The 14,571-nt window shown below is 57.8% G+C and carries 13 protein-coding genes; 9 read left to right on the forward strand and 4 right to left on the reverse strand.

Annotated features, from left to right (window positions below):
* Positions 1–117 precede the first annotated feature (117 nt).
* The 4 genes from rpsF to rplI are packed head-to-tail and all read left to right on the forward strand — an operon-like array spanning position 118 to position 1,558.
* Entirely contained in the window at positions 118–513 is a 396-nt protein-coding gene (gene rpsF / locus AC6I7J_RS02170) for a 30S ribosomal protein S6 (protein WP_021509750.1), read from the forward strand.
* Positions 514–519: 6 nt separating this feature from the next.
* Positions 520–837, forward strand: coding sequence for a primosomal replication protein N (priB, locus tag AC6I7J_RS02175; protein WP_031280155.1), 318 nt, complete (start codon positions 520–522; stop codon positions 835–837).
* Between the two features lie 4 nt (positions 838–841).
* Complete coding sequence (gene rpsR / locus AC6I7J_RS02180; protein WP_000135199.1) at positions 842–1,069, forward strand: 30S ribosomal protein S18; 228 nt, start codon at positions 842–844, stop codon at positions 1,067–1,069.
* A 39-nt stretch (positions 1,070–1,108) separates the two neighbouring features.
* Positions 1,109–1,558: a 50S ribosomal protein L9 gene (rplI, locus tag AC6I7J_RS02185; RefSeq protein WP_021509748.1), complete on the forward strand. Its 450-nt coding sequence runs from the start codon at positions 1,109–1,111 to the stop codon at positions 1,556–1,558.
* A gap of 55 nt (positions 1,559–1,613) precedes the next feature.
* Here rplI and AC6I7J_RS02190 read toward each other — a convergent pair whose 3' ends face one another.
* The gene (locus tag AC6I7J_RS02190; protein ID WP_150360361.1) at positions 1,614–2,273 is read right to left on the reverse strand and encodes an OapA family protein; all 660 of its coding nucleotides are present in this window, start codon (positions 2,271–2,273) and stop codon (positions 1,614–1,616) included.
* 184 nt (positions 2,274–2,457) lie between these two features.
* Between AC6I7J_RS02190 and bamJ the strand changes: the two genes are divergently transcribed.
* Complete coding sequence (gene bamJ, locus AC6I7J_RS02195; RefSeq protein WP_021509746.1) at positions 2,458–3,078, forward strand: BamJ family beta-barrel-assembly machinery protein; 621 nt, start codon at positions 2,458–2,460, stop codon at positions 3,076–3,078.
* A 35-nt stretch (positions 3,079–3,113) separates the two neighbouring features.
* Here bamJ and AC6I7J_RS02200 read toward each other — a convergent pair whose 3' ends face one another.
* Entirely contained in the window at positions 3,114–5,072 is a 1,959-nt protein-coding gene (locus AC6I7J_RS02200; RefSeq protein WP_394517039.1) for a bifunctional 2',3'-cyclic-nucleotide 2'-phosphodiesterase/3'-nucleotidase, read from the reverse strand.
* Positions 5,073–5,353: 281 nt separating this feature from the next.
* On the opposite strand from AC6I7J_RS02200, the gene cysQ reads away from it, so the two are divergent.
* Positions 5,354–6,100, forward strand: coding sequence for a 3'(2'),5'-bisphosphate nucleotidase CysQ (cysQ, locus tag AC6I7J_RS02205; RefSeq protein WP_021509744.1), 747 nt, complete (start codon positions 5,354–5,356; stop codon positions 6,098–6,100).
* Positions 6,101–6,131: 31 nt separating this feature from the next.
* On the opposite strand, the gene AC6I7J_RS02210 is transcribed toward cysQ, so the two are convergent.
* Positions 6,132–6,689 carry a YtfJ family protein gene (locus AC6I7J_RS02210; RefSeq protein ID WP_498006639.1) on the reverse strand — a complete coding sequence of 186 codons (558 nt, stop codon included), beginning with the start codon at positions 6,687–6,689 and terminating at the stop codon, positions 6,132–6,134.
* Between the two features lie 313 nt (positions 6,690–7,002).
* Here AC6I7J_RS02210 and AC6I7J_RS02215 point away from each other — a divergent pair, with 313 nt between their 5' ends.
* A complete protein-coding gene (locus AC6I7J_RS02215; protein WP_031280153.1) occupies positions 7,003–7,209 on the forward strand; it encodes a DUF1107 domain-containing protein in 207 nt (68 codons plus the stop codon).
* A 56-nt stretch (positions 7,210–7,265) separates the two neighbouring features.
* Here AC6I7J_RS02215 and paeA read toward each other — a convergent pair whose 3' ends face one another.
* Positions 7,266–8,609 carry a polyamine export protein PaeA gene (paeA, locus tag AC6I7J_RS02220; RefSeq protein ID WP_021509741.1) on the reverse strand — a complete coding sequence of 448 codons (1,344 nt, stop codon included), beginning with the start codon at positions 8,607–8,609 and terminating at the stop codon, positions 7,266–7,268.
* 454 nt (positions 8,610–9,063) lie between these two features.
* Between paeA and tamA the strand changes: the two genes are divergently transcribed.
* Both tamA and tamB read left to right on the forward strand, forming a co-directional pair.
* Positions 9,064–10,803 (forward strand): autotransporter assembly complex protein TamA, encoded by a 1,740-nt coding sequence (gene tamA, locus AC6I7J_RS02225; RefSeq protein ID WP_031280152.1) that lies wholly within the window; start codon positions 9,064–9,066, stop codon positions 10,801–10,803.
* Positions 10,800–14,570: an autotransporter assembly complex protein TamB gene (gene tamB / locus AC6I7J_RS02230; protein WP_498006641.1), complete on the forward strand. Its 3,771-nt coding sequence runs from the start codon at positions 10,800–10,802 to the stop codon at positions 14,568–14,570. Before tamA ends, tamB begins: the two co-directional genes overlap by 4 nt.
* Position 14,571 lies beyond the last annotated feature (1 nt).

A 14,571-nucleotide genomic window follows, 5' to 3' on the forward strand; every position in this document is an offset into this window, starting at 1 on the left:
AGCTGCATTCAGAGGTGTGTTTCATCTTTTGGGTGATTCGCAACCTATAACGTTCCTTGCTTCCGTGGGCCGCAGCTGACCCTGACAGGAGGCTGAATAATCCGTAAGGAGCTATCGATGCGTCATTACGAAATCGTATTTATGGTCCATCCTGACCAGAGCGAGCAGGTTCCGGGCATGATCGAGCGTTACACTGGTGCTATCACTGGTGCACAGGGCACGATCCACCGTCTGGAAGACTGGGGTCGCCGTCAGCTGGCTTACCCGATCAACAAACTGCACAAAGCACACTACGTTCTGCTGAACGTAGAAGCACCGCAGGAAGTGATCGACGAGCTGGAAACTAACTTCCGCTTCAACGACGCCGTTATCCGCAGCATGGTTATGCGCGTTAAGCACGCGGTAACTGAAGCTTCTCCGATGGTTAAAGCGAAAGACGAGCGTCGTGAGCGCCGCGAAGACTTCGCTAACGAATCGGCAGAAGACTCAGATGCTGGGGATTCTGAAGAGTAATCCACGATGACGGCCAATCGGCTGCGCCTGTCTGGCACCGTGTGCAAGACGCCAGTTCGAAAAGTCAGTCCGTCAGGGATTCCTCACTGCCAGTTCGTGCTTGAGCATCGTTCTGTGCAGGAGGAAGCCGGGTTTCACCGGCAAGCCTGGTGTCAGATGCCGGTGATTATCAGCGGCAGCGCCCATCAGGCGATTACTCAACATATAACGGTCGGCACGCAACTCACACTCGAAGGTTTTATTAGCTGCCATCAGGCACGCAATGGCCAGAGCAAACTTGTGTTACATGCCGAGCAGATTGAATTGATAGATTCTGGAGACTAGCCAAATGGCACGTTATTTCCGTCGTCGCAAGTTCTGCCGTTTCACCGCGGAAGGCGTTCAAGAGATCGATTATAAAGATATCGCAACGCTGAAAAACTACATCACTGAAAGCGGCAAGATTGTTCCAAGCCGTATCACCGGTACTCGTGCAAAATACCAGCGTCAGCTGGCTCGTGCTATCAAGCGCGCGCGTTACCTGTCTCTGCTGCCGTACACTGATCGTCATCAGTAATCGGCAACTGTCCATTAACGACTTTAAGAGGATAAGGTAATGCAAGTTATTCTGCTTGATAAAGTAGCAAACCTGGGCAGCCTGGGTGATCAGGTTAACGTTAAAGCGGGCTACGCTCGTAACTTCCTGGTTCCACAGGGTAAAGCTGTTCCTGCTACAAAGAAAAACGTTGAGTTCTTCGAAGCGCGTCGCGCTGAACTGGAAGCCAAACTGGCTGACGTTCTGGCTGCTGCTAACGCACGTGCAGAGAAAATCAATGCACTGGGCACCGTTACTCTCGCGTCTAAAGCAGGCGACGAAGGTAAACTGTTCGGTTCCATCGGTACCCGCGACATCGCTGATGCAGTTACTGCAGCTGGCGTTGAAGTGGCGAAGAGCGAAGTTCGCCTGCCAAACGGCGTTCTGCGCACCACCGGTGAGCACGAAGTTGACTTCCAGGTTCACAGCGAAGTATTCGCGAAACTGGTTGTGAATGTAGTAGCTGAGTAATTTTTTACTTAGTTTGAAAGCGCCGGCCTTGTGCCGGCGTTTTTGTTTCTGTTACTTACTGCGCGCGGATAAAGCTGCCGTCCGGCTGGCGGGTAAACAGCACCGGGCCGTTACTGCTCTCGACCGTTAAGCCGGTCACCACGCCCTGCGCGTTCTGACGAATCTTCACCTGCTGACCACTCTGCAGTGCGCTCAGCGGCTGCCCATCGCCTTCCACCCGCGCCATGGCAAACACATCATTGACCGGAAGATTGTTGTCACGGAACAGCTGTGCCAGCGTCTGGCCCGAGGCCACGGTATAGCTGTGCCATTCGCCCTGGGCATCACTCTTTGGCGTCGTATTCTGCGGCGGCTGCGCATTGTTATCGTAGATTTCCGCCTGCATCGGCACCTCTTTGCCGCTGCTCTCCGCCGGACGTTCCACCGGATACTGCGGTGTGCTGGCAGGCCAGAGAAACGCCAGCAGCATCACCAGCAGGGCAATAACGATACCGCGTCGGTGCAGCGGCGGCAGCGGATCCATCCAGCGTACGTTATCCAGCAGATGCCAGATGCGCTGCAGCACAGCGGGTATACGCGACGGGGTTTCAGAAGCCATTCTTTCCTCCTCCTCGCTGGCGGTCGTGACGCGCCTGTCAGGCAGCCAGCGTTGCAACCGGGAAAATAAGGTACGCGGTGCGCGCGTCCTGCGACGTCGTGGGGCGATTTGGCCCATGGATGCTCTCTTGTTCTATAGTATGGGCAAAGCGGGCGCGAAGTGCCTGCCAGCATTGAAAAATTTGACCTGCATATTGTTTCTCTTTCCCCGGGAAATGTCATCCGCGGCGCGCGAGATTTTACGCCAGCCGCCTGCGCTGTTATGCTGCCGGTTCTATTTTCTCCGGGATTAAGGAAACAAGATGACGACCCCTTCATTTGACAGCGTCGAATCACAAGCAAGTTACGGTATCGGTTTACAGGTTGGTCAGCAGCTGCAAGAGTCTGGACTGCAGGGTCTGCAGCCAGAAGCGCTGCTTGCGGGCCTGCGCGACGCGCTGGAAGGGAACTCACCGGCAGTTCCGGTTGACGTGGTACACCGTGCGCTGCGTGAAGTCCACGAGCGTGCCGAAGGCGTACGTCGTGAGCGCGTCGAAGCCATGGCGGCCGAAGGTCAGCAGTTCCTCGAGCAGAATGCACAGCGTGAAGGCGTGAGCAGCACCGAATCCGGCCTGCAGTTCAGCGTCATCACCCAGGGCGATGGTCCGATCCCATCACGTCAGGATCGCGTACGCGTGCACTACACCGGTAAGCTGATTGACGGCACCGTGTTTGATAGCTCCGTTGCCCGTGGCGAACCGGCTGAATTCCCGGTCAGCGGCGTGATTGCCGGCTGGATTGAAGCGCTGACCCTGATGCCGGTAGGCTCGAAGTGGGAGTTGGCCATTCCGCACAATCTCGCTTACGGCGAGCGCGGCGCGGGTGCCTCTATCCCACCATTCAGCACCCTGATTTTCGAAGTCGAGCTGCTGGAAATCCTGTAATAAACAGCGGGCGCCATATCTGGCGCCCGCGGTCACTACTTCTTCTCTGCCTGCTTCTGTAGATCTACCTGCCAGATTGCAAAGCCCGTTTCATCACTGCCGACGGCTTTCATCGGATAATCAGCATACTTCTCAATAAACTGCGTGGCTTTTGCGCCCGGCGCGGTCTCAAAGCGAATATCCAGCGGCGTTGCGCTGGCGATCGGTGCCAGCCGCCAGTTGTGATCGGCCTGTGGCTGCACCGCGCCGTGGGCGCGGGTTTCGCTGCTGATGTAGGCGGCCACCACCGAGCGGTTCTCATCCGGCGAAGCAAACGCGACATACTGCTCGCCGGTACCGGCAAATTTGCCGCCCCAGGCACGGTAATTATTGGTGGCAACGAGGAAGGTCGCTTTGGGATCGATCGGTTTGCCCTGCCAGCGCAGATCCTGGATGCGTGATGCCGCCGGGTTAATCAGCTGGCATTCGGCGTCGTAGCGCGCCGGTTGCGTCACATCGATCTGATACTGCACGCCGTCGATCACATCAAAATTGTAGGTGCGGAAATCCCAGTTGATCAGCGACTGCGGCTGACGACGATGCACGTCGATCTGATTAAACTGCGCTGCCGAGCACTCCAGCCACTCTTTCACCTGCGCACCGCTGACTTTCATCACCACCAGCGTATTCGGGTAGAGATAGAGATCGGCGGCATTACGGAAGGTAAGATCGCCTTTTTCCACTTCAACGTAGCTGGCCGGATCGTTCTTACGGCCGCCGGCCTTGAACGGGGCCGCTGCCGAGAGCACCGGTAAGCGGCCCAGATCGGGATCGCCCTGAATGAAGCGTTCGACGTAAGCACGCTGTGCATTATTGACGATCTGCACGGTGGGATCGTCCTGCACCAGCGACAGGTAGCTGTACATCACATCCGCCGACTTGCCGATCGGTTTTGCCACAAACTCACGCGTAGCGCGATGATCGTCGGCCAGCACTTTCACCAGATCGGCATCTTCCGCCGCCAGCGATTTTTTCGCTACCGCATCGTAAACTGGCCGTGCCTCGGCTTTACCCTGGGTCACCTGCCAGTTGCCGCCGTCATTTTTCAGCACCAGGTCAACCACGCCGAGATGATCGCCCCACATGCCGGGCATCACCGCCGGTACGCCGTTAAGCGTGCCCTGAGGGATATCCGCGCCTTTAATCGCCGCAAACTCTTTGCCGGGAAATACCGCGTGCGCGTGGCCGAACATGATGGCGTTGATACCTGGCACCTGACTGAGGTAATACACCGAGTTTTCCGCCATGGCATGGTACGGCTCACTGCTCAGACCGGAGTGCGGAATAGCGATGATTATTTCAGCACCTTTTGCGCGCATTTCCGGCACATAGCGCTTCGCTGTCTCGGTGATGTCATCAACGCGCACTTTACCCTGCAGATTGTTGCGATCCCACACCATAATCTGCGGTGGTACGAAGCCGATATAGCCGATTTTCAGCGTATGCGGCTTGCCGTCGCGGTCTTTTACCGCAGTTTCTTTAATTAAATAGGGGGTAAACAGCGGTTTGCCACTGGTTTCATCGATAACGTTGGCGTTGATGTAGGGAAAACGTGCCCCGGCAATCGCCTGCTGCAGATAGGGCAGGCCGTAGTTAAATTCGTGGTTGCCGAGATTGCCCACCGCGTAATCCAGCGTATTAAGGGCTTTATACACCGGATGGATTTCTCCCGGCTGCAGGCCTTTGGCCGCCATGTAATCACCCAGTGGGCTGCCCTGAATAATGTCGCCGTTATCCACCAGCACGCTGTTTGCTACTTCGCCGCGCGCCTGCTGGATGAGCGTAGCGGTGCGCACCAGACCAAACTTTTCGGTCGGCGTGTCTTTGTAGTAATCGAAATCCATCATGTTGCTGTGCAGATCGGTGGTTTCCAGAATGCGTAAATCCACCGTGGCAGCCTGCACCGTGGCGGCTGCAACGCACAGGGCCAGTAACGACATGCTCGCTTTGAACATGGCTTGCTCCTTGTTCGCTTTAATGGGCCTCTCAAAATAATGTAAAACCATGACGAATTATCATTTCAATTTGTGATGGGGCTCGGGATTTTGCCTCTTTCCTGCGTAAGCTGACGGAGTGCCTGCCATTCAGCATTGCGCCATAGCCGCCACGACCGAACTATGATATTGATAATCAAAGCGAATACGCTTAGCTGCGGCTGTCACAGCGTACCTGCTAAAATATCTGGAGACGGGCTGCCGGGGTTTCAGCGGCAGCATCAGCCGAAATGAGGTGAACAATGTTAGATAAAATTTGCCAGCTGGCGCGCAGCGCGGGCGATGCCATTATGCAGGTCTACGATGGCGCACAACCGCTGGACGTGACGCGTAAATCGGATGATTCACCGGTCACGGCGGCCGATCTGGCGGCACATCAGGTTATCGTGCAGGGCTTAGCGGCGCTGACGCCTGACGTGCCGGTGCTGTCGGAAGAGGATCCACCCGGCTGGGATGTGCGTCAGCACTGGCAGCAATACTGGCTGGTCGATCCGCTCGACGGCACCAAAGAGTTCATTAAGCGTAACGGCGAGTTCACGGTCAATATCGCGCTGATTGAGCACGGCAAACCGGTGCTGGGCGTGGTGTACGCGCCGGCTCTGGGGGTGATGTATTCTGCGGCCGAAGGCAAAGCGTGGAAAGAAGAGGGCGGCCACACCACGCAGATCCACGTGCGTGAAGCGCGACCGCTGCTGGTGGTGGTGAGCCGTTCGCACGCCGACAAAGACGAAGAGCTGAAAGAGTATCTGACCCAGCTGGGCGAGCATCAGACCACCGCTATCGGCTCCTCGCTCAAGTTCTGCCTGGTGGCAGAGGGTAAGGCGCAGCTCTATCCGCGCTTCGGGCCGACCAATATCTGGGATACCGGTGCCGGCCATGCGGTAGCAATTGCCGCCGGCGCACACGTGCATGACTGGCAGGGCAAAACCCTCGACTACGCGCCGCGCGAGTCGTTCCTGAATCCGGGCTTCCGCGTCTCGCTGTTCTGATACGCTATGCGCGCCACCCGCTGTGGCGCGATCACGCCTGCAGCAGCTGATGGATCAGTTTCATCGCCTGCTGCACTTCATCCTGCGTCAGCGGACCGTCTTTGGCGTAACGCACATGGCCGGTCTTATCCAGAATCACAATTGCCGAACCGCCTTTCTCCAGCTGCCACGCCTTGCGCGCGTTGCCGTTGCTGTCGACAATGAACTGCGACCACGGATACTGCTGTTTATTGCTCTCAATGCTGCTGCGCACAAACATCCCGGTGCCGGGAATGGCATCATCGGTATTGACCACCGTGGTGGTCTGATAGCGGTCGTGCGGCAGCTGGGCGGCTTTGATGGCTTCAATCAGCGAGGCGTTCTGTTCTTTGGCTGACGAGCGTCCGGCAATATGCAGGATGACCCGCACTTTGCCGCTCAGCTGGGCGCTGTTCCAGGGCTGGTAGCGAAACTTCTCCTGCTGATACAGCAGTTCTCCTTTGTCGTTAACGCCGACTGCCGGCACGCGCTCGCCAACCTTAAACGCGTGGGCTGAGGCAAGGCTGGGCAGCAGCAGCGCCAGGGCTATCACGGAATGTGCCAAACGCATGGTAATGCTCCTTAGTGATCCGACCAGTTATTCATGTTTTTGCAATATTAGGCGTGGATGATGCGCCTGTCGCGATGAGATAGCAGCTTTGTAACCCATGCCACAATTCCTTAACCAATGAAGGTTTATACTGGATTTTGTGATCGTTATGACAGAGTTCTCTGTAATGATGTGTCAATTCAGTAAAAAATCCATTTTTTCGGAACACCGGCAAGGAATCATGTTCTATAGTTATGCCTCATTTGCGCTTCAAGGGCTCGTACCGAATTTGGCAACGGCGAAGCGTATTACATCTGTTCAGGAGTTAAACAGCATGAAGATCTTCCAGCGCTATAATCCGCTGCAAATTGCGAAATATGTAAAGACGCTATTTAAAGGAAGGTTGTACATCAAGGATGTTGGCGCGTTTGAGTTCGACAAAGGCAAAGTCATGTTGCCGCGCGTCAAGGATAAACAGCACCTTAGCGTGATGTCAGAAATCAACCGCCAGGTGCTGCGGCTGCAAGCCGAGTACAACTAAGCAAAAGAAAGGGCGCCGCTGGCGCCCTGAATCTTTCTGTAACCGCACGATCACTGCTATGCGGCAGGCCCTTCAGACTCATCCAGCGTACTCTTCGACACATTCAGCACCGGCGGGCGGTCATCAATGCGCGTCACCAGCAGCTGGTCGATGCGGTAGCTGTCGATATCCACCACCTCGAATTTGTAGCCGGAGAATTTGACGAAATCGGTGCGTTTGGGGATCTTACGCAGCATATACATCATGAAGCCGCCGATGGTCTCGTAGTTGCCGGACTGCGGGAACTCGTCGATATCCAGCACGCGCATCACGTCATCAATCGGCGTACCGCCTTCCACCAGCCAGGAATTCTCGTCGCGCGCCACAATCTGCTCTTCCAGCCCCTGACCGACCAGATCGCCCATCAGCGTGGTCATCACGTCGTTAAGCGTGATAATTCCGACCACCAGCGCATATTCGTTCATGATCACCGCGAAGTCTTCGCCGGCGGTTTTAAAACTCTCCAGCGCCTCTGACAGCGTCAGTGTATCCGGCACAATCAGCGCCGAACGAATCTGCACGCCGCTGTTGAGCGTCATGCTCTGATTGCCCAGCACGCGCAGCAGCAGCTCTTTGGAATCAACGTAACCGACGATATGGTCGATATCGCCGTCGCACACCAGAAACTTCGAATGCGGGTGTTGCGCGATTTTGGTTTTCAGGCTGGTTTCGTCTTCGTGCAGATCGAACCACACGATATTTTCACGCGAGGTCATAGACGAAGGCACGGTGCGTGATTCCAGCTCAAACACGTTCTCGATCAGCTCGTGCTCCTGCTTGCGCAGCACGCCGGCCAGCGCGCCCGCTTCTACCACCGCGTAAATGTCATCCGAGGTGATGTCATCTTTACGCACCATCGGCAGCTTAAAGATGCGAAAGAACACGTTGGCCAGGCCATTGAACAGCCATACCAGCGGGCGGAAAACCAGCAGGCAGAAGCGCATCGGATTGATGATGCGCAGCGCGATGGCTTCCGGCGCGATCATGCCGACGCGTTTTGGCGTCAGGTCGGCAAACAGAATAAACAGGCTGGTGACGATGGTGAAGGAGCAGATAAAGCTGAGCTGATCCGCCAGTTCCGGCTCCATAAAGCGGTTGAACAGGCTGCTGAAGGCGGGAGAAAACGCCGCATCGCCGACGATACCGCCGAGAATCGCGACGGCGTTGAGGCCAATCTGTACCACGGTGAAGAACATGCCAGGCTGTTCCTGCATCTTCAGCACGCGCTGCGCGTTGATGTTGCCTTCATCGGCCAGCAGTTTCAGTTTGATCTTGCGGGCAGCCGCCAGCGAGATCTCCGACAGAGAAAAAAATGAACTGATTACGATCAGTAAAAGAATGACAAGCAGGCTATCAAGCATAAAAGATCCGTTGGGTTAATCACTTGTCATTTTTGGCCTGGGCAGCGCGAAGAGGCGTACATCCGGTACTTACCCGTCAAACAGGGCTATCCGTGCCAAAAATGTCTGCGCCAGTTCGACAAAGTCACGTTAACGTCGGGGCAGAAATGCGTGCAGGCGAGGCCTGCTGGTCGCTGATTATAGCAGCAGCGCTATTGCTGCCGCCAGCGGCGTGATTGGGCGGCTCGGATTAATCCGAGTGGCAGCTGGCGGTGCGCAGAAGCGCGGCTTCGTTGTTGTATCGGTACGCACATTTACCGACAATAGCAGTCGATTTGGCTTAGCGGCCGTTTTTACGCAGCCGCTCGCAAAAAAGAGCGGCTATGCTGATGGGTATGCAAGGTGTGGTGATACCCTTTCCACCAGAGTTAACGCCCCTGCGGAATAGGGGCAGGCATTATTAACAGGAGTACGCGTGCCGCGATTTCATGCTTATTGCTTGGCCAGCCTGCTGCTTGCCGCACCTGCTGTTGAGGCAGCCAAAGTGCGACTGCAGCTGGAAGGCCTGACCGGGGAGTTACAGAAAAACGTCAGGGCGCGCTTGTCCACTATCGGCAGTGACGAGGTGTCGAACGACGGCCGTTTCCAGGCGCGCGTGGCTGCCGCGATCAAAGAAGGTTTGCGTGCGCTGGGCTATTACGAGCCGCAGATCGACTTTGAATCACGCCCGGCACCGCCGCAGGGGGGGCGTCCGGTGCTGATTGCCCGCGTCACCGCCGGTGAGCCGGTGAAGATTGGCGGCAGCACCATCGTGGTGGAAGGCGCCGCAAAAGACGATCCTGACTATCAGGCGTGGGTGAAGCAGGGCAGGCCTAAAGTCGGCAGCCAGCTTAATCACGGCGACTACGATAAATTCAAAAACGGCTTCTCCAGCCTGGCGCTGCGTAATGGTTACTTCGACGGTGACTTTAAGCAGAGCCAGCTTGGTGTCTCGGTCGAACGGCGTTTAGCATTCTGGGATATCGACTACGACAGCGGCCCGCGCTATCGCTTCGGCGATGTCAGCTTTGAGGGCTCGCAAATCAATGAAGCCTATCTGCGCAATCTGGTGCCGTTCAAAAAGGGCGATCCCTACAGCTCACGCGATTTGGCCGAACTCAATCGTCGCCTCTCCGCCACCGGCTGGTTTAATTCTGTCGTCGTGGCACCCGAGTTCGATAAAGGACGCCAGACCAAAGTGCTGCCGCTCAGCGCCGCCGTGTCGCCGCGCGTGGAGAACACCATCGAAGCCGGTGTCGGTTACTCGACGGACGTCGGACCGCGGCTGAAAGGCACGTGGAAAAAGCCGTGGATCAACGACAGCGGCCACAGCCTGACCTCCAGCGCCTATATCTCCGCGCCGGAGCAGCAGCTTGATCTCAGCTATAAAGTGCCGCTGCTGAAAAGTCCGCTGGAGCAGTACTACACCTTCTCCGGCGGCCTGAAACGCACCGATCTCAACGACACCAAATCGGACACCACCACGCTGGCGATGTCGCGTAACTGGGACAGCAGCTCCGGCTGGCAGCGCGCGGTTAACCTGCGCTGGAGCCTCGACCACTTTACTCAGGGCAGCGTCACCAACACCACCATGCTGCTCTATCCGGGCGTCAGCCTGAACCGCACCCGTTCGCGCGGCGGCCTGATGCCGACCTGGGGCGATTCACAGCGCTATTCGGTAGACGTGTCGGACACCACCTGGGGCTCGGACGTCGACTTCCTGATCCTGCAAGCGCAGAACGTGTGGATCCGCACGCTGGGCGAGAAGCATCGCTTTGTGGCGCGCGGTAACCTTGGCTGGATTGAAACCAACGACTTTGAAAAAGTGCCGCCCGATTTGCGCTTCTTCGCCGGCGGTGACCGCAGCATTCGCGGCTATAAATACAAAGATATCTCGCCGCGCGATGACGAAGGCAAACTCACCGGTGCCTCAAAACTGGCCACCGGCTCGCTCGAGTATCAGTACAACGTCTCTGGCAAATGGTGGGGCGCGGTATTCGTCGACTCCGGTGAAGCGGTCAACGACATCAAGCAGAGTAATGTTAAAACCGGTGCAGGCTTCGGCGTGCGCTGGTCTTCTCCGGTAGGGCCGATCAAGTTTGATATCGCGCGCCCGATTGGTGACGACAAGGAGCATGGATTGCAATTTTATGTAGGACTGGGGCCTGAACTATGAAGCTGTGGAAAAAGGTCCTGATCGGTATCGGTATTTTCCTGCTGGTGCTGTTGGCCAGCGTGGCGTTTCTGGTGGGCACCACGCCCGGATTGCATCTGTTGTTTAAAGGTGCCGATCGCTGGGTGCCGGGCCTGTCGATTAACAAGGTGGAAGGCGGCTGGCGCGATCTGACGCTGAGCGGCGTGAAGTACCAGATGCCGGGCGTCAGCGTGGATGCCGGGCGCTTCCATCTGGCGCTCAACCTCAACTGCCTGCTGCACTCCTCGGTGTGCGTGAACGATATCGCGCTGCAGGACGTCAGCGTGGTGGTCGACAGCAAAAAAATGACGCCCGCCAGTGCGCCGCCGCCGGAAGAGGAGAGCGGCAGCAGCAATCTCAGCACGCCATACCCGATTACCCTGAGCCGGGTCAGCCTGCATAACATCAACGTCAAAGTCGATGATACCGCCATTTCGCTGCTCGACTTCACCAGCGGCCTGCAGTGGCAGGATCGCGCGCTGACGCTCAATCCCACCCATATCCAGAGCCTGCTGATCGCGCTGCCGAAGGCGGCGAAAGTGGCGGACGAACAGGTGGTGCAGCCTAAAGTGCAGCAGCCGCAGCCGGATGAGAAACCGCTGGGCGAAACGCTGCAGGCGATGTTTGCCGAGCCGCTGCTGCCGGCACTGCCGGATTTCCAGCTGCCGCTCGATATCAACGTGCAGCAGCTGTTAGGTGAGCAGTTGCGCATCACTGGCGATACGGACGTGGCGATTACGCGTCTGCTGCTGAAGGCCAAAACTACCGACCGGCATGTGCAGCTGGAGACCTTTGACGTCGACTCGCCGCAGGGACAGCTCAACGCCAGCGGCGATGCCCGGCTGGCGGATAACTGGCCGGTCAATTTTGTGCTCAACGGCTCGCTGAATCTCGATCCGATTAAAGGCGAGAAGATCAAACTGAACCTCGCCGGGGCAATGCGCGACGAGCTGAAGCTGGGCCTGAACCTCTCGGGGCCGGTGCGTGCCCAGCTGGACGCTGCCGCGCAGCCGGCGGTCGCCGGTCTGCCGCTGTCGCTCAAACTCACCAGCCCGCAGCTGCGCTGGCCGCTGACCGGTCCGGTGCAGTATCAGGCGGATAATCTCGACTACCAGTTCAGCGGCAAAGCCACCGACTACGTGATGTCGCTGCGCACCGCGGTGAAGGGCGAAGCGGTGCCGCCGGCCACCATTGCGCTGGACGGTAAAGGCAACGTGCAGCAGTTCAGTCTGGATAAACTGCGCGTGGCGGCGCTGCAGGGCAACATTGACCTCAGCGCGCTGGTGGACTGGAGCAAAGCCATCAGCTGGCGTAGCGAACTGACGCTGGCGGGCATCAATACCGCTAAACAGTATCCTGACTGGCCGGCGAAGCTCGACGGTAAAATCACCACGCGCGGTAGCCTGTACGGCGGTAGCTGGCAGCTCAGCGTGCCGCAGCTGGCGCTGAAGGGCAATGTGAAACAGAACGCGGTGAGCGCCGAAGGCTCGCTGACCGGCAACAGTTACAACCAGTGGAAAATCCCCGGCATTGACATCGCGCTGGGGCGCAACCATCTCGACGTGAAGGGCGAACTGGGCGACGCGCTAAATCTCGACGCCAGTGTCGATGCGCCGCATCTGGATAACGCGCTGCCGGGCCTCGGCGGCGTAGCCAAAGGCACTATAAAGGCGCGCGGTACGCTGCAGGCGCCCCAGCTGCTGGCCGATCTTACCGCCAGCGGCCTGCGCTGGCAGCAGTTGCAGATCCGCCGTGTCACGCTGCAGAGCGATGTGAAATCCAGCGATCAGGTCGCCGGTAAACTGCAGCTGCGCGTGGAGCAGCTACAGCAGGACGCGCTTAAGATCGGCCTGCTAACGCTCAACGCCGACGGTAACGAGAAGCAGCATCAGCTGAAACTCAACGTGCAGGGCGAGCCGGTCTCCGGCCAGCTGGCGCTCAACGGCAGCTTTGACCGCCAGACGCAGCGCTGGCAGGGTAATCTCAACAATACGCGTTTTGACACGCCGGTGGGCGAATGGCGCCTGACGCGCGCGATGACGATTGACTACCTGAACAGCAAACAGAGCGCCACCATCGGGCCGCACTGCTGGCAAAACCCCAACGCGCAGCTGTGCGTGCCGGAGCCGATCGAGGCCGGAGCCAGCGGCCATGCGCACGTGGTGCTGAACCGCTTCGATCTGGCGATGGTTAAGCCGTTCCTCACCGATGCCACCCAGCTGAACGGCGTGTTCAGCGGTGATGCGCGCGTGAACTGGACCGCCGACGGCGCGCTGCCGACCGGCACGGTGTCGCTTAAAGGAAACGGCGTAAAAGTGGTGCAGGATGTGCAGGGGAATAACCTGCCGATCGCCTTCGACACGCTCAACCTGAATGCGGCGCTGCGTAATGGACGCGCGCAGCTCGACTGGCTGATTCACATCGTGAATAACGGTCAGCTGAGCGGCAACGTGAAAATCGCCGATCCGGAGAATCGCCGCCAGCTGTCAGGCAACATCGGCATCAGCAACATTTCACTGGCGATGCTCAACCCGGCGCTGATGCAGGGCGAGAAGATCAAAGGCAACCTCAACAGCAATCTGCGTCTCGGCGGCACGCTGCAGCAGCCGCAGATCTTTGGTCAGCTGGGGCTGAGCGATGTTGATGTGGATGGCAGCTTTATGCCGGTCGATCTCACCTCGGCCAATCTCAACCTGGTGTTTAACGGCATGAGCTCCACGCTCAACGGCCTGATCCAGACGCAGCAGGGTAACCTCAATCTGGGCGGCAACGCGGACTGGAGCCAGCTGGATAACTGGCGCGCGCGCGTTACTGCGCAGGGCAGCCGTATTCGCGTTACCGTTCCGCCGATGGTGCGGATGGACGTTTCGCCGGACCTGGCGTTTGAAGCCACACCGGCGGCGTTCAACCTTGACGGCAAGGTTGATATTCCGTGGGCGCGCATCACGGTGCAGGAAGTGCCGGAGAGCGCTACCGGCGTGTCGTCGGATGAGGTGATGCTGGATGAGAACCTCAAGCCGATTCAGCCGAAAACCGCCGCGATCCCGATCAACAGCAATCTGGTGATCCACGTCGGCAACGATGTGCGCCTCTCGGCCTTTGGCCTGAAAGCGCGACTCAACGGCGATCTCAAACTGGTGCAGGATAAAACCGGCCTGGGTTTAAACGGACAAATCAATATTCCTTCCGGCCGTTTCCACGCGTATGGTCAGGATCTGATTGTGCGTAAAGGCGAGCTGCAGTTCGCCGGTCCGCCGGATCAGCCGTACGTCAACCTGGAGGCGATTCGTAACCCGGAAGCCACCGAGGATGATGTGACAGCCGGTCTGCGCGTCACCGGGCTGGCCGACGAGCCGAAGGTGGAGGTCTTCTCCGACCCGGCAATGTCGCAGCAGGAGGCGCTGTCTTACCTGTTACGCGGTCAGGGACTCAGCAGCGATGGCGACAGCAACGCCTTAACCTCGGCGCTGGTTGGACTGGGGGTTGCACAAAGTGGTCAGGTTATGGGTAAAATCGGCGAGACCTTCGGCGTCAGTAACCTTGCGCTTGATACCACCGGTGTCGGCGACAGCCAGCAGGTGCAGGTGAGTGGTTATGTGCTGCCGGGTCTGCAGGTAAAATACGGTGTTGGCATATTTGATTCACTGGCGACGCTCACTTTGCGTTATCGCCTGATGCCCAAACTCTATTTGGAAGCCGTGTCGGGTCTCGATCAGGCACTGGATTTGCTCTATCAGTTTGAGTTTTAGC

The sequence above is a fragment of the Type-C symbiont of Plautia stali genome, from assembly GCF_059730935.1.

What these genes read in the sequence shown, in the direction of transcription:
- cysQ (WP_021509744.1), top strand. Translation starts at nt 5,354, where the DNA reads ATGTTAGATAAAATTTGCCAGCTGGCGCGCAGCGCGGGCGATGCCATT.
- rpsR (WP_000135199.1), top strand. Translation starts at nt 842, where the DNA reads ATGGCACGTTATTTCCGTCGTCGCAAGTTCTGCCGTTTCACCGCGGAA.
- AC6I7J_RS02215 (WP_031280153.1), top strand. Translation starts at nt 7,003, where the DNA reads ATGAAGATCTTCCAGCGCTATAATCCGCTGCAAATTGCGAAATATGTA.
- AC6I7J_RS02190 (WP_150360361.1), bottom strand. Translation starts at nt 2,273, where the DNA reads ATGGGCCAAATCGCCCCACGACGTCGCAGGACGCGCGCACCGCGTACC.
- rplI (WP_021509748.1), top strand. Translation starts at nt 1,109, where the DNA reads ATGCAAGTTATTCTGCTTGATAAAGTAGCAAACCTGGGCAGCCTGGGT.
- tamB (WP_498006641.1), top strand. Translation starts at nt 10,800, where the DNA reads ATGAAGCTGTGGAAAAAGGTCCTGATCGGTATCGGTATTTTCCTGCTG.
- priB (WP_031280155.1), top strand. Translation starts at nt 520, where the DNA reads ATGACGGCCAATCGGCTGCGCCTGTCTGGCACCGTGTGCAAGACGCCA.
- paeA (WP_021509741.1), bottom strand. Translation starts at nt 8,609, where the DNA reads ATGCTTGATAGCCTGCTTGTCATTCTTTTACTGATCGTAATCAGTTCA.
- AC6I7J_RS02200 (WP_394517039.1), bottom strand. Translation starts at nt 5,072, where the DNA reads ATGTTCAAAGCGAGCATGTCGTTACTGGCCCTGTGCGTTGCAGCCGCC.
- AC6I7J_RS02210 (WP_498006639.1), bottom strand. Translation starts at nt 6,689, where the DNA reads ATGCGTTTGGCACATTCCGTGATAGCCCTGGCGCTGCTGCTGCCCAGC.
- rpsF (WP_021509750.1), top strand. Translation starts at nt 118, where the DNA reads ATGCGTCATTACGAAATCGTATTTATGGTCCATCCTGACCAGAGCGAG.
- bamJ (WP_021509746.1), top strand. Translation starts at nt 2,458, where the DNA reads ATGACGACCCCTTCATTTGACAGCGTCGAATCACAAGCAAGTTACGGT.